Consider the following 14,191-nt stretch of genomic DNA (forward strand, 5'->3'; position numbering starts at 1 on the left):
CCTCTCCTCGTCCGGCCCGCAGGCCGTACACAGTTCTGAACCGAAACGTTCTACTTCTTGACGCGAACAGTCTTGGTGGAGCGCGTCTCGAGAGTCATCTCGTCCGCTTCCGCGACCTTCGCCTTCAGCCGCACAGTACCCGTCGCCTCGTCGACGACATCCACCACCTTCGCAAGCAGTTTCGCAGTATCCGCGTTCCCGGAGGCCGCCGCGAGCTGGACGGCCCGTCCCAGTTTGGACGTGGCACCGTCGAAATCGCCCGACTTCCGCGCATCCAGGCCCTGTTGAATTGCTTGTGCAAGTTCCGCCTGACCCGTGTAGTGGGCGACCTGCGGATTGATGGAGGTGGAGGCCACCATGTCGTCCGTCCATACTGCCCGCACCAGCCCCTGGGAAAGCGTCTGCGGGGTGCCCCCGGCGGCGTCCGGGAGGATCAGGGAGACCCGGGCGGCCAGCATTTCCTGGCCCACACCGGCCTCCGGAACGGTCACGCACACGTGGTAGTCGCGGGACTCGTCGCCCCAGGAACCGGTCGGATAGTCGCCCGCGCGGGGATTGGCCTCGGTGCGCCGCGAGGTCAGCTCCTCCACCGTCGGGGCAACCTGCTTGACGAATTTGATCTCGACTCCGACGGGCGTCCACAGCCGCAGATTCACATCCGCGACCTCCTTGCCCATCGCGTTCTCCATCATCTGCGTGAAGTCCGCGGCGAGCCCGGCGGGGTCCGCGACGATGTCGGCGGTGCCGAGCAGGGCGGAGGCGATGCCCGTGACTTCCTTCACTTCCCAGTCCGTCCCCACACCGCGGGCATCGCAGGTGAAGCGGCCGGCGCAGGCCTCCAGGGCGGCGGCCAGGTCCTGGGGCGACTCGTGCTCGTTGCGGCCGTCGGTGAGCAGGATGCCGTGCCGGATCGGGGCGTCGGAGGTGGCGAGCAGCCGGTCGGCCATTTTCAGCCACGTTCCGATGGCGGTGCCACCGCCCGCGCTCAGCGACCGCAGCGCCGTCCTGGCCTGCGCCCGGGTCTCCGCGCTCGCGACCGCGAGCCGGTCCTGCTTCGGATAGACCTGCCTGGCGATGTGGGTGCCGTCGACGACGGCGAACTCCACACCGTCGCGCAGCGCGTCGATCGCGGCGGCCGTCGCATCCCTGGCACCGCGCATCTTGGTCGGCGGGTAGTCCATCGAACCCGAACAGTCCACCATGATCACCACGGCCGCCGCCGGACCCTCGCCGGGTATGCGCGGGGGCGGGGCGGAGGCCCCCGCGAGGGGGGCCGCCCCGCTGGTGCCGCCGCCGGTCGAGGTGACCGTCACGATCGCGTTGACCTCACGGCCGCCTTCCGGCAGAAACTCGTTCTGGTACACGTCGACGGAGAACTGCGGCACGTGGGACTTGGAGAAATTGGCCATCGAATCGGCTCCTAGCGAGACCTGCGGACGGTGCGAGACGTGGTTTTCGACCTGCATCTGGCGTACTGCTGACCTGCGCCGGGCGGGGAGGGCCGGAACCCGGCGGCGCACATGCCCCTGCCGCCGGACCTGCCTTTCCCCGCAGCCGGGACTACTGCTGCGCGGTGCCGTTTCCGTAGGCGGAGCCTGCCCCCTGGGGCAGCATCGGGAACGGCAGCACCGCCACTGTTACGTTGTCGTGCCCGCCCCCGTCGAGGGCGTGCCCCACCAGCACCTGCGCACTGTGCAGGGGGCGCGCCGCCGCATCGGCCGGCAGGGCGAGGGCCATGTCCCGGGCCGCCTCGGCGTAGTTCCACAGCCCGTCCGTGCAGACCACGACCACACCCGGCCGGTCCGGCTTGAAGGACGCGGTGTGCGGATCGATCTCGTACGCGTCCGCGCCCAGCCACCCCGTGATCGCGTGAGCCCGGTCGTCCGCGTACGCCTCCGCCTCACCCATCAGACCCGCGGCGACCATCTGGGCCGCCCACGAGTCGTCCTCGGTGAGCCGGGCGGGCGGCGCGGAGCGGTCGTCGGGCACCCAGTAGACCCGGCTGTCGCCGATCCAGCCGACGACCAGAAGGCCGTCCGCGACGATCGAGGACACCAGCGTGCAGGCCGGGGCGTTCTCGTGGCGGTGCGGTTCGTGCTCCTCGGCGGCCGGCCGGTCGGCGGCCAGCACGTTGACCGCCTCGGCGGCGGCCAGGATCGCCTCGTGCAGCGCCTGCTGCGGATGGGTGCCCTGCGGCAGCGACTCCTGGAGCAGGGCGTTCGCGGCGGCCGCCGCGGCGGCCGAGGCCTCGTCGGGGCGGGTCGCCGACGACACCCCGTCGCAGACCACGGCGATCGTCGCCGTCGTACCGCTCGGCAGCGTCGCCTCCGAGATCGCGAACGCGTCCTCGTTGCGGTGGTGGCGCAGCCCGCGGTCGCTCACCGCGGCCACCGAACCCAGCTCCCGCTCCTGGTGGTCGCGTTCGCGCGGCTGGGCGTGGCCGCAGTTCTCGCAGTAGCCGTCGGTGTCGATCCGGCCGGCCCGGCAGGCCACGCACACCTGCTGCGGCTGCTCGGCCGGCCCGCCGGGCGCCGCCAGGGGGTAGTCGCCGGCCCCGGGCGGCTGGACGACGGGCATGTCGGCGGTGTCCTCGCCGTGGTCGTCGAAGCCGCCGGGCGCGCCGGCTTCGTGGTGGCCGCCCGGTGCGCCGGGCTCGTGGTGACCGCCGGGTGCGCCGGCCTCGTGCCCGGCGGGGGTGCGCGGATCGGCGGCCCGGACGGCTTCGTCGCCGAAGCCCGGCGCGGAGGACTCCTGGGTCGGGCCGCCGGTGGACTGCCCGTTGACCGCGACGCCCGCAGGGGGCGCCCCGGGCGCGGGCGTGCCGATCGCGACCGTCGGACGGTCCTGCGGCGGCTCGGGCACGGCCGTCAGGTCGTACCCGCACACCTCACAGAACGAGTCGCCCGATTCCAGCGGCTCCTCGCAGCCGGGGCAGGCCGACAGCTGGTGCGTCTGAGACATCATCACACCCAAGTCCGGGGGCGGAGACGGTTGGCCCGCTCCACCAGTTCGATCCTCTCGTCGCCGCGCTGCGCGAGCCGTGCGAGCACCCGGTACGAGCGTTCCAGGCCGAAGCGCAGGCCCCGCTCGTCCAACGGGCTGCCGAGCAGCGCGGTCTGCACGGGGCGGGCCCCGTGCCCACCGGAGAGTACCCAGTCCAGTGCCGTACCCAGCACCTCGGTGGCCAGCTGCTCCCTGCGCACGGCGTCCAGACCGAAGCCCTGAAGGGCCTCCACCTGCGCCGCGGACGCCAGCAGATCGTCGATCAGCGGGTCCTGTGCGGCGCGCCGCCGCAGCCTCGCCCGTACGGCGGCGACCCGTGCCGCCGTGTAGTGGATCGACGCCTCGGGCACCGACTCCAGCGTCCGTACCGCGGCCGGCCGGTCCCCCGCCGCGAGCTGTACGCGGGCCAGCCCGAACGCGGCGCTGACGTAGGAGGGATCCGTCGTCCACACCAGGCGGTAGTACTCGGCTGCGTTGTCCAGCTGGCCGAGCACCTCCGCGCACACCGCGAGCGCCAGCTTCGGGGCTGCCTCGCCGGGGAACGCGTCGTAGATCGCGTCGAAGGACAGTGCCGCGGTCTCGTTGTCCCCGGCGGCCAGCGAGGCGATGCCGCGGTACCAGACCACCCGCCAGTCGTCCGGGTACGCGGCCTCCAGCTCGGCCAGGGTCCGCGCGGCATCCGCCGCCTCGTCCATCTCCAGCAGGGCCCGCAGTTCGCGCAGCCGCCGCTCCACCGAGTCGGCGGGGGCCGAGCGCAGGGCACCGATCAGCTCAGCGGGGGCGGCCGCCATCAGGCCCGCGAGGAACCCGGCGTTCGGGTCGTTCGGGTCGACCCGGGGGACCGGCAGGGCGAGCGAGGTGGTCCGGGATTCCAGGGGCCGCAGATAGGCGGCGTTCTCCGGGACCACCGACGGCACGGCGGCAGGCTCTGTGGCCGCGGGCGGGACGCCCGGCGCGGGCGGCACCGGAAGCCCGCCCTGGGTGGGCGCGTACGCGACGGCCGCCGCCGTCGGCGCGGACACGGCGCCGGGCTGGGCCCCACCGGGCTGCGGTGTGCCCTGGAGCGCATACGGGGACTGCTGCCCGGCGGGCACTGCCTGCGCGGGGACCGGCGCCTGGGACGGTGCGGGAAGCCGCGGTACCGCTGCCGGCTGCTCCTTCTGCCGCACGCGGCGCGGCGCGGGCAGCGACCGGATGCCCAACTGCGACACCGAACCGCTCAGTTCGGCGAACAGACCGGTGTCCGTGACCCGCAGCTCGGGGCCGAACAGGGTGGACAGCGACGGCCTGGGCCGCCCCGTCTGGAGCGCCACGACCTCCCGCAGCACCCCCGTCAGCTGCTCGGCCATCTCCGAAGCGGAAGCGAACCGGCGGGCCGGGTCCGGGTCCGTCGCCCGGACGAGAAGGCGGTAGAAGGACTCGTACTTCTGGAAGACCGGAATGTTGTCCGGGTCCGGGAGCGAGTCCGCGAAGACATTCGTGTAGCCCTGGAAGTCGAAGGTGAGAACGGCCAGCGTGCGGGCCACCGTGTACAGGTCGGAGGCCACCGAGGGGCCGACCTCGGCGACCTCGGGAGCCTGGTAGCCGACCGTGCCGTAGATGGCCGACTCGTCGTCGTCCATCCGCCGCACCGCACCCATGTCGATCAGCTTCAGCTGGTCCTGCTGCTGGATCGCGTTGTCGACCTTGAAGTCGCAGTACAGCAGATTGCGGCTGTGCAGGTGCCCGAGGGCTTCGAGGGCCTCGATGCCGAACGCGCAGGCCTGCTCGACCGGCAGCGGGTCGCGCTTGCCGCCGGTGTCGCGGCGCTCGTTGGCGATCTCCTTGAGCGACTTGCCGCCCACGTACTCCATGACGATGTAGCCGTCCATGGAGCCGGTGCGGGTGTCCAGGTGCTCGACGAAGTTGTAGATCCGGACGATGTTGGAGTGCTCGATCTCGGCGAGGAAGCGGCGCTCTGAGATCGCGGCCGCCATCGCGTCCTGGTCACCGGTGTCGAGCAGGCCCTTGAGGACCACCCAGCGGTCGGAGACGGCCTTGTCGACGGCGAGGTAGACCCAGCCGAGACCGCCGTGCGCCAGACAGCCGACCACCTCGTACTGGCCGTGCACCACATCGCCCGTGCCCAGCTTGGGCACGAAGGAATACGGGTTGCCGCACTTGGTGCAGAACCCCTCGGTGCGCCCGATCCGCTCCCCGCGGGTCCGCCCCACCGGCGCCCCGCACTCCGAGCGCGAGCAGAACCGCTTCCGCTCGGGGACCTCGGGGTTGTCCATGATCGCGGTACGGGGATCGGGGCGCGGCACGTCGGGCACGGTGACCAGGCCCGCGCCGAGCCGGTTGCGCGCGGAGGCCGCCGTCGCCTTGCCGGACGAGCGCACCGACACCGAACGCGAGGCAGTCGAGCCGGACAGCGCCCGCGACAGCCGGCCGGAGACCGAGCGCCGGGAGGTGGCCGAGCGGGAGGACCGCGACGACTGCGAGGAGGCGCGGGAACTGCCGCGCAGCGAGCCGCTGCGGGAGCCCCGCGACGATGCCTTGCCGCCACCGGTGACGCCGGTCGCGGGGGCGGAGATCAGCCCGTTCTGCGACACCACGGGGGCCAGCCCGCAGGTGTCGCAGTACATCTCCCCGCCACCCATGTCCTCGTAGGTGCCCCCGCAGCCGGGGCGCTGACAGGCGGTGCTCATGAGTTACCCCCGTGGATGCGGTCGTTGGGTGCCGTGGGGCGTGGGGTCAGGAGGTCCCTGGCCGTGTCCTGGTAGCGCAGCACCGCCTGCTCGGCGGCGCGCAGGTCGCACGGCGCGCTCCACAGCATCCGGCGCGCGGCGTCGTACCGCTCGACGAGCTGCGGATCCTCCGCCATGCCGTTCCGGGCGACCTTCGCCTTGTACGCGTCGAGCCTGCCGCGCAGCTCCGCCCGTACGGCCAGCGGTGCGGTGACGGCACTCAACGACTCGCGGGCCCGCAGCAGTTCGTCCTCCGCGTCCCGCTCCAGCGAGTCGAGCAGCGGGGAAAGCCGGTGCCAGCGGGCGTGCCGGCGGTGCTCGGCGGCAGCCGCCAGCAGCTCCTGGAGGGTGGTCGGCGGGCCGCTCACCGCCGGCACCGAGGAACCGGCGATCTTCGCGAGGACCTCGGTGCGCGCGGACCTCGCCTCGGTGAGGGTGCGGTCCGCCCGGGACAGCACGTCGCGCAGCTTCACCAGACGCTGCTCGGCGTCCTGCCGCACGGTCAGCACGGCGTCGATCTCCCGGCGCACGTCCTCCAGGCCGCGGGCCGCCCGGTCGTAGCGGCCGGTGTCGGGCCGGCCGCCGCCGGGCGCCGAACTCCCGGGTGCGGCATGCCAGAAGGCCAGCGGGTCGGACACCACCTGGGCGCGCAGCGACGCCAGCTCCTGGGTGATCGACTCCAGGTCGTCGCCCGCCGGGTGCTCACCGGGCCGCACCCCCACCGAGTGCGCGAGGGAACGGGTGCGGCGCAGTTCGGCGGCGAGGAGGTCTATCCGGGCGGGCAGCGCCGACCACACGGCGTCGGCCGTGACCACCATGTCGAGGGAGGCGGCGTACAGCTCGTTCATCCGCCGGACCAGCTCGGCGAGCGAGAAGTGCTCGGAGAGCTTGGCGGGCCCGGTGAGGGAGGCGGGGGCGCCGTGCGTGTGCGCGCCGCCGGACACCGTGATGCCGTCCCCCTGGAGCACGTCGGTCAGCTCCACCAGGTCCTCCCGGCTGGGCCAGCGGCGCCGGGCACGCACCTCGCGGGCCCCCTCGACGGCCGCCGTGTACGCGTCGAAGTACGTCCACAGCAGCGCGATCGAGCGCTCCGTGTCGGCCCACCGGTCCTTGGTGACGCCGGTCAGCTCGGCACCCTCCAGCAGCCGCCGTCCGGCGTGGTCCTGGAGGGCGAGCAGCGAGGTCTCGATCGCCTCGTGCTCGGCGCCGAGCCGCGCCAGCGCACGGTCCGCCCGGTCCCGGTCCAGGACCGGGCCCGGAGGACTCCCCGCCGGGCCGGAGGAGGATCCCGCGACGCCCATCGATCACCTCTCCGCTTCTGCCGTCACATGCTGCCGTGCCGTGGACAATTCCCGGGATCAGTTCTTGAACTTCGGTGGCGGCGGGCCGGTGAGGCCCGGCAGGTCCGCCTCCAGCCAGCGCTCGTAGGAGTTCACCCACGCGGTCTTGCCGCCCGTCGCCTTCGCCGTGCTGTACGTGGCGAGGACCTTGTTGATGCGGCTCACCAGGTCGGTGTGGTTCTTGTTGGTCGCCACCCCGTAGTACTCGGTGGTGAACGGGTCGCCCATCAGCTTGATCGCCGGGTCCTGGGCGGCCTGGCCGGCCGCCAGGGCGTTGTCCGTGACGATCGCGTCGGCGCGGCCGAGCTGGAGCCGCACCAGACAGTCGAGCTGGTTGGGCACGATGTACTCGGGCCTGTCGAACACCGCGCCGTGCGCGTCCTTCTTCATCGCGTCGTACGCCGTGGAGCCCTTGGCGGTGCAGACCCGCTTGCCCTTGAGGGAGTCGTCGTACCCGGTGATGCCGGAGCCCTCCGGGGCCAGCACCTGCTGGCCCGCCTGGAAGTAGGCGTGGGAGAACGCGACGTCCTTGATGCGGGAGCAGTTGACGGTCATCGTGCGCACCACGATGTCGATCTTGTCGTCCTTCAGCAGCGGTACGCGCTGACTGGTCGGTATCGCCCGGTAGATCACCTTGTCCGGGCTGCCGAGCAGTTCGGTGGCGATGGCCTTGACGATGTCGATGTCGAAACCCTCGAGGGCGCCGCTGGCCGGGTTGCGGTACCCCCAGCGGAAGCTGTTCTGGTCGACCCCCGCGATGAGCTTGCCGCGCGCCTTGATCTTCTGGATCGCGGCCCCCTCCGGCAGTCCTGGCCGCAGACTCGCCTCGGGGTCCTTGCAGTCGTCGGCCTTCGCCTGACTCGCGGCAGCCACGCCGCCGCCGGACCGGGCGACGGTGTCCGCGCCGCCGGCGGGCAGCGGCAGCACGGCGACCCCCGCCGTCAGGGCGCAGGCGGCACCCAGCGCGAGCAGCCCGGACCGCCAGCCCGCCCGCAGCGTGCGGGCCGAACCGCTCCCCTTCGTCCCGCTCCTGTGCATCGCGCCCCCTCCGGCTGCCTGGTCCCGAGCGTCCCGCGCACCCCGGCCGTCCGGTGCGCCCTGCGCGTCCTGTGCCCTCATCACCTGTACTCCGCGAGCCTGCGGCCGATGCCAAGCACGGCCGCCGCCGCGGCGAGCACGGTCAGTGCGGCCGCCCCGATCGCCAGCCCGGACAGGGCGCCGCGACCGCCCTCGGCGGCCTCGGTGAATTCGCGCTGCTCCCAGCTCACCGCCTTCTCCAGGGCGTTGTCGACCTCGGTGAACGACTGGCCGGTGGAGGCCTTCTCGCCGATGACCTTGTCGCGTGCCTGGTCGTAGTCGCCGAGGTCGTCGGCGACGCGCGCGGCGGTGTGCCGTTCCTTCCACTCCTTGACGGCCGCGGTGGCCTGCTGCACCGGGGCACTGCCCCCGGCGTCGTCGGCCAGCCGCCCCGCGTCGCCGAGCCGGCGCACCAGCTCGGCCATGTTGCTGGTGTAGTCCGTGTCGTACTTGTCCTTGTTGTCCGCGGTGGTGACCGCGCCCCGGGACACCAGAGTGAGGTTCTCGTTGGCGCGCGCCTGGAGCGAGTTGATCCGGGCGTCGTTGAGGACCTTCAGCGACTCCTGGCCGTGCGCCTTGGAGTCGTCGAGCCCCGACGAGGCGACCGCGTGCCCGGCCACCAGCCACAGCAGTACGGCGCCGGAGGCGACGGTCGCGGTCAGCAGCCCCTGGTTGAACACCCGGTTGGTGCGCCGGTAGTTGCGGTGCTGCGCCCAGCCGAGCGCGCCGAGCGCGACCACGCCCAGGGCCAGCGCGACGAACGGCCAGGCGCTCGCCTCGTCGTAGTCGCGGTGGAGCCGCTCGGTCTCCTCGTCGTACAGCTTCTTCGCGGCGGGCAGCAGCTGGGTGGTCATCTGCTCGTTGGCGTACCGCAGATAGGCGCCGCCGAGCGGCAGGCCCTGCCGGTTGTTGGCCCGGGCCCGCTCGATCAGGCCGGTGTACCGGGGGAGTTGCTGGTTGAGCTTGGCTATCTCCTGGCCGGAGGCGCTGGATCCTTCGGTGTTGGCTGCGGCCTTGACCAGCAGCCGGGACGCCTCGGCGATGTCCTTCTCGTACTTCTCGGTCACCGAGCGGGGCTCCTGCGCGCCGGCCAGGAAGCCGCTGGCGGCGGAGGTGTCGGCGTCGGCGAGGGAGCGGTAGATGCTCGCTGCGTCGGCGGACAGCGGCTGGCTGCTCGTCACCACGTCGTCGGCGGCCGCGGCCCTGCCGGAGACCTGCCAGGCGGTCACCGCGCCGAACGCGACCACCAGCAGCGCCAGTGCGGCCCCGATGATCCGCAGCCGCCCCGGTTCGGTCGTCGCTCCGGCCCGCAGCCGGTCCACTCCCTCGGACCACGCGCTGCGGCGCGCGGGCGGCCGGGCCCCGGTGCCCGCGGGCACCGGTGTGGGAACCGGCGTGGGCGCGGGCGCCACCGCGGTGCCCCCTGGGCCGCTCATCGGCGGGTGTGCCACGTGACCTCCCCCTCGGTCGTGGACGGACGGCCCGTCTCCCGGCGGGCTTCCCTCCCCATGAATACGACGGAGAGATCCGTTTGGTTCCCGTTCGGGGCCCTCGGACGATCAGCGCACCGGTCGGCGGGCGACCGGGGCGGTGACCGACCGGACACCGGTCGTTGCCCAATTCGCGCCAGGGACATGCCACTTCGTGGCCAGATCCTATGCGGGTACGGGGCCGGGTGCCATGGGGACCGGACCGCCGACCGTGTCGTCCCCAAATGCGCGGTAACGGTACGGCGGGCGGCCCGTGACGGTGCGGTCGGGACGCCCAGACGTGGTGGCCCGCAGCTCCCGGTGCGGCCGGGGCGCTCAGGCTCAGTAAGCCCGTAGCTCGCGTGTGCGCCCGGGGACGGTCAGGCGTAGTGCGCCCGTAGCTCGCGTGTGCGCCCGGGGACGGTCAGGCGTAGTGCGCCCGCAGCTCCCGGTGAGCCCGGGGACGCTCAGGCGTAGTGCGCCCGCAGCTCCCGGTGTGCCGCGGGGGGTGCTCCGACGTGGTCGAGGCCCAGCAGGGCGGCGCCCAGCACAGGGGCTGCCGTCACCACTGCGGCGGTCGCCTTCGGTGCCCGCTCGGCCAGCCGGGCCGCGATCCGGCCGTCCAGCTCCGGGTGCCCGGCCGCCAGCACACTGCCGCCGAGCAGCACCGGAACCTCCTCCTCCAGCAGGCCCAGGCGGCCGAGCGCCACCGTGGACATGGCGACGACCTCGTCGGCGAGCCGGTGCACCAGCGCACGCGCCACGGCGTCCCCCTCCGCGCTCACCGCGAACACCAGCGGGGCGGCCTCGTGCAGCCGCACCATCGGAATCCGGCCGAGGTGCAACGCCTCCACGAGCGCGTACACCGACTCCACCCCGTAGTGCGCGGGCAGTACGTCCGCGAGGACGGTCGGGCCGCCCCGCCCGTCCTCGGCGCGGGCGGCGAACCACATGGCCTCCTCCGCGAGGCCCCCGCCGCCGCCCCAGTCGCCGGAGATCTTGCCGATCGCGGGGAAGCGGGCGGTGCGCCCGTCGGGCAGCATGCCGACGCAGTTGATGCCGGCGCCGCACACCACCGCGACACCGCGCGGCTCGTCCACCCCGGCGCGCAGGATCGCGAAGGTGTCGTTGCGGACCTCGGTGCTGCGGCCCCAGCCGCGCGCCTGCACCGCGGCCGCCAGCTCCCGTTCCTCGACCGGCAGATCGGCGTTGGCGAGGCACGCCGACACATGGTCCACCCCGTCGGCCCCGGCCGCCCGCAGGGCCCGTTCGACGGTGGCCGCCAACGCGTCCACGGCCACCTGGACGCCCACCAGGGGCGGCTGGAAACCGCCGCCCCTGCCGGTGCCCAGGACCCGTCCGTCCGCGCCGACGACGGCCACGTCCGTCTTGCTGTTGCCCGCGTCGATCGCCAGTACGGAACCGCAGGCCGACGGGGTCGTACTCATGCCCACGCCAGGTGCTCCCTGTTGTGGGCGATCAGCTTGTCCGTGAGCGCGTCGGCGTACTCGAACTGGCCGGTCAGGGGGTGCGCGAGCAGCGCCTTGAAGACCCGCTCGCGGCCCCCGCGCAGGGCTGCCTCCAGCGCGAGGTCCTCGTACGCCGTCACATGGGCGATCAGCCCCGCGTACATCGGCTCCAGGGCGGGCACCGCGAGGGGCGTGGCCCCGGACGCGTCGATCCGCGCCTGCGTCTCGATGACGGCGTCGTCGGGGAGGAACGGCAGCGTCCCGTTGTTGTACGTGTTGACGACCTGCACGGGTGAGCCGCCGCCGCCGAGCAGTGCGGACGCGAGGTCGACCGCCGCTTCCGAGTAAAAGGCGCCGCCGCGCTTGGCGAGCAGTTCCGGCTTCTCGTCCAGGGCCGGGTCGCCGTACATCGCGAGCAGTTCCTTCTCCATGGCGGCGACTTCGGCCGCACGCGAGGGCTTGGTGCCGAGCTCCCGGACGACCTCGTCGTGCTGGTAGAAGTAGCGCAGGTAGTACGAGGGGACGACACCGAGCCGGTCGACGACGGCGCGCGGCATGTGCAGGTCGTCGGCGATGGTGTCGCCGTGCTCGGCGATCAGCTTCGGCAGCAGGTCCTCCCCGGACGGGCCCCCGAGGCGCACGCCCCGCTCCCAGGTGAGGTGGTTGAGCCCCACGTGGTCGAGATGGACCTCGGCCGGGGAGACGCCGAGCAGCGCGGCGAACTTCCGCTGGAAGCCGATCGCCACGTTGCACAGCCCCACCGCCCTGTGACCGGCCTGGAGCAGAGCGCGGGTGACGATGCCGACGGGATTGGTGAAGTCGATGATCCACGCGTCGGGGCTGGCGCGGCGTACGCGCTCGGCGATGTCCAGGACGACGGGCACCGTGCGCAGCGCCTTGGCGAGACCGCCCGCACCGGTCGTCTCCTGGCCGACGCAGCCGCACTCCAGCGGCCACGTCTCGTCCTGCTCGCGGGCCGCCTGGCCGCCCACCCGGAGCTGGAGCAGCACCGCGTCGGCGCCGGCCACTCCGGCGTCCAGGTCAGCGGTGGTGGTGACGGTGCCCGGGTGGCCCTGCTTGGCGAAGATCCGCCGGGCCAGGCCGCCGACCAGCTCCAGCCGGTCGGCGGCCGGGTCGATGAGGACCAGCTCGGTGACCGGGAGCGAGTCCCGCAGCCGGGCGAAACCGTCGATCAGCTCGGGTGTGTAGGTGGAACCTCCACCGACTACGGCGAGTTTCATGAATGGATGACCTAGCCCTTCACTCCGGTCAGCGTGACACCCTCGACGAACGCCTTCTGGGCGAAGAAGAAGACGAGGATCACAGGGGCCATGACCAGTACGGTCGCGGCCATGGTCAAATTCCAGTTGGTCTGGTGGGCGCCCTTGAAGGACTCCAGGCCGTAACTCAGGGTCCACGCCGCCGGGTTCTCCGAGGCGTAGATCTGCGGGCCGAAGTAGTCGTTCCACAGGGCGAAGAACTGGAACAGGGCGATCGCCGCGATGCCGGGTTTCGCCATCGGCAGCACGACGCGCAGCAGCGTGCGGAACTCGCCGCAGCCGTCCACCTTCGCCGCGTCCAGGTACTCGCCCGGAATGGTCAGCAGGAACTGCCGCAGCAGGAAGATGGAGAACGCGTCGCCGAACGCCAGCGGAATGATCAGCGGCCACAGCGTGCCGGTGAGGTCCAGCTGCTTCGACCAGAACAGGTACATCGGGATGATGACGACCTGCTGCGGCAGCATCATCATCGAGATCACCAGCAGCAGTGACAGATTGCGCCCGCGGAAGCGGAACTTGGCGAGCGCGTACGCCACCGGCACCGACGACAGCACGGTCAGCAGCGTGCCCAGGCCGGCGTACAGCAGGCTGTTCTTCCACCAGCCGAGGAAGCCGGGCGTGCGGAAGACCTCGACGTAGTTGCTCCACTCCCAGGTGCGGGGCACCAGATCGCTGGTGAGCGCCTGCTGGTCGCTCATCACCGAGGTGAGGAAGAGGAAGAGGAAGGGCAGCACGAAGAACAGCGCCGCCGCGACCCCCAGCGCGTGCACGGCGATCCAGTGCAGCAGTGCCGTGCGGCGGGCCGTGCGGTGGGCCGGGGTGGGGGCGGGGGACGGGGTGTTGAGCGGACGCTCAAGTGTCTGGGTGGACATGGAGTCAGTCACCTGCCGTGAGGAGGCCGCCGCGACGTCGCATCAGCAGGGCCGTGAAGGCCATCGCCAGGACGAACAGCACGAGCGCGGTGACCGCCGCCGCACCGTAGTCGAAGCGCTGGAAGCCGAGGTTGTAGACGAGCTGCGGCAGGGTCAGGGTCGACTTGTCGGGGAAGCCGGGTTCCAACTGCTGGCCCGAGTTGCCGATGATGCCCGAGGCGACCTTTCCCGCCACCAGCGGCTGGGTGTAGTACTGCATCGCCTGGATGACCCCGGTGACCACCGCAAACATGACGATGGGCGAGATGTTCGGCAGCGTCACGAAGCGGAACCGCTGCCAGGACGAGGCCCCGTCGAGTTCGGCGGCCTCGTACTGCTCCTTCGGCACGTCGAGCAGCGCGGCCATGAAGATGACCATCAGGTCGCCGATGCCCCACACCGCGAGGAGGGTGAGCGCCGGCTTGGAGAACGCCGCGTCGGTGAACCAGCCGGGGGTGGGCAGCCCGAGACTGCCCAGAATCTCGTTGACCGGTCCGGTGCCCGGGTTCAGCAGGAAGACGAAGCCGAGCGTGGCGGCCACCGGCGGGGCCAGGTAGGGCAGGTAGAACAGGGTGCGGAAGACCCCCGTCCCCGTCTTGATCCTGGTGATCAGCAGACCGATGCCGAGGCCGAAGAGGACCCGGCACAGCACCATCACGACGACCAGCCACAGCGTGTTGCGCATCGCGGGCCAGAAGTTCGGATAGTCCTGGAAGACATAGGTCCAGTTGGCGAAGCCGTTGAACGACGGCACGCCGAAGCCGTCGTACTTCATGAACGAGAAGTACACGGTGGACACGAGCGGGTACGCGAAGAACACCGCGAACCCGATCAGCCAGGGCGACATGAAGGCCGCCGTACGAAGCGCCGACGCGCGGCGCTTCGTACGAAGCGTGTGCGTGCTCATGAGGGG

10 protein-coding genes are annotated in these 14,191 nt (G+C 72.2%); all 10 read right to left on the reverse strand.

Going from position 1 to position 14,191, the window contains the following annotated elements; genetic code table 11:
- Positions 1-50: 50 nt before the first annotated feature.
- The 10 genes from ACFWVV_RS27205 to ACFWVV_RS27250 all read right to left on the reverse strand — a co-directional run bounded on the left by ACFWVV_RS27205 (position 51) and on the right by ACFWVV_RS27250 (position 14,185).
- The gene (locus ACFWVV_RS27205) at positions 51-1,409 is read right to left on the reverse strand and encodes a VWA domain-containing protein (protein ID WP_384341929.1); all 1,359 of its coding nucleotides are present in this window, start codon (positions 1,407-1,409) and stop codon (positions 51-53) included.
- Positions 1,410-1,560: 151 nt separating this feature from the next.
- Complete coding sequence (locus ACFWVV_RS27210) at positions 1,561-2,961, reverse strand: PP2C family protein-serine/threonine phosphatase (RefSeq protein WP_384341927.1); 1,401 nt, start codon at positions 2,959-2,961, stop codon at positions 1,561-1,563.
- A 2-nt stretch (positions 2,962-2,963) separates the two neighbouring features.
- Positions 2,964-5,693: a tetratricopeptide repeat protein gene (locus tag ACFWVV_RS27215; RefSeq protein ID WP_384341925.1), complete on the reverse strand. Its 2,730-nt coding sequence runs from the start codon at positions 5,691-5,693 to the stop codon at positions 2,964-2,966.
- Positions 5,690-7,033 (reverse strand): hypothetical protein, encoded by a 1,344-nt coding sequence (locus ACFWVV_RS27220; protein ID WP_384341923.1) that lies wholly within the window; start codon positions 7,031-7,033, stop codon positions 5,690-5,692. Before ACFWVV_RS27220 ends, ACFWVV_RS27215 begins: the two co-directional genes overlap by 4 nt.
- Positions 7,034-7,090: 57 nt before the next feature.
- Positions 7,091-8,110, reverse strand: coding sequence for a glutamate ABC transporter substrate-binding protein (locus tag ACFWVV_RS27225; RefSeq protein ID WP_384341921.1), 1,020 nt, complete (start codon positions 8,108-8,110; stop codon positions 7,091-7,093).
- A gap of 80 nt (positions 8,111-8,190) precedes the next feature.
- Complete coding sequence (locus ACFWVV_RS27230) at positions 8,191-9,600, reverse strand: hypothetical protein (protein ID WP_384422825.1); 1,410 nt, start codon at positions 9,598-9,600, stop codon at positions 8,191-8,193.
- A 485-nt stretch (positions 9,601-10,085) separates the two neighbouring features.
- Positions 10,086-11,066 carry an N-acetylglucosamine kinase gene (locus ACFWVV_RS27235; RefSeq protein ID WP_384341918.1) on the reverse strand — a complete coding sequence of 327 codons (981 nt, stop codon included), beginning with the start codon at positions 11,064-11,066 and terminating at the stop codon, positions 10,086-10,088.
- Positions 11,063-12,328 carry a 6-phospho-beta-glucosidase gene (locus tag ACFWVV_RS27240; protein WP_384341917.1) on the reverse strand — a complete coding sequence of 422 codons (1,266 nt, stop codon included), beginning with the start codon at positions 12,326-12,328 and terminating at the stop codon, positions 11,063-11,065. The genes ACFWVV_RS27235 and ACFWVV_RS27240 overlap by 4 nt, the downstream gene beginning before the upstream one ends.
- An 11-nt stretch (positions 12,329-12,339) precedes the next feature.
- Positions 12,340-13,239 (reverse strand): carbohydrate ABC transporter permease, encoded by a 900-nt coding sequence (locus ACFWVV_RS27245; protein WP_384341915.1) that lies wholly within the window; start codon positions 13,237-13,239, stop codon positions 12,340-12,342.
- A gap of 4 nt (positions 13,240-13,243) precedes the next feature.
- Positions 13,244-14,185 carry a carbohydrate ABC transporter permease gene (locus tag ACFWVV_RS27250; RefSeq protein WP_384341913.1) on the reverse strand — a complete coding sequence of 314 codons (942 nt, stop codon included), beginning with the start codon at positions 14,183-14,185 and terminating at the stop codon, positions 13,244-13,246.
- Positions 14,186-14,191: the final 6 nt, after the last annotated feature.

Source organism: Streptomyces sp. NPDC058663 (genome assembly GCF_042716745.1).
GTDB lineage: Bacteria > Actinomycetota > Actinomycetes > Streptomycetales > Streptomycetaceae > Streptomyces.

Coding starts and splice junctions, on each gene's coding strand:
- ACFWVV_RS27205 (WP_384341929.1), bottom strand. CDS start 1,409: ATGGCCAATTTCTCCAAGTCCCACGTGCCGCAGTTCTCCGTCGACGTG.
- ACFWVV_RS27210 (WP_384341927.1), bottom strand. CDS start 2,961: ATGTCTCAGACGCACCAGCTGTCGGCCTGCCCCGGCTGCGAGGAGCCG.
- ACFWVV_RS27215 (WP_384341925.1), bottom strand. CDS start 5,693: ATGAGCACCGCCTGTCAGCGCCCCGGCTGCGGGGGCACCTACGAGGAC.
- ACFWVV_RS27220 (WP_384341923.1), bottom strand. CDS start 7,033: ATGGGCGTCGCGGGATCCTCCTCCGGCCCGGCGGGGAGTCCTCCGGGC.
- ACFWVV_RS27225 (WP_384341921.1), bottom strand. CDS start 8,110: ATGCACAGGAGCGGGACGAAGGGGAGCGGTTCGGCCCGCACGCTGCGG.
- ACFWVV_RS27235 (WP_384341918.1), bottom strand. CDS start 11,066: ATGAGTACGACCCCGTCGGCCTGCGGTTCCGTACTGGCGATCGACGCG.
- ACFWVV_RS27240 (WP_384341917.1), bottom strand. CDS start 12,328: ATGAAACTCGCCGTAGTCGGTGGAGGTTCCACCTACACACCCGAGCTG.
- ACFWVV_RS27245 (WP_384341915.1), bottom strand. CDS start 13,239: ATGTCCACCCAGACACTTGAGCGTCCGCTCAACACCCCGTCCCCCGCC.
- ACFWVV_RS27250 (WP_384341913.1), bottom strand. CDS start 14,185: ATGAGCACGCACACGCTTCGTACGAAGCGCCGCGCGTCGGCGCTTCGT.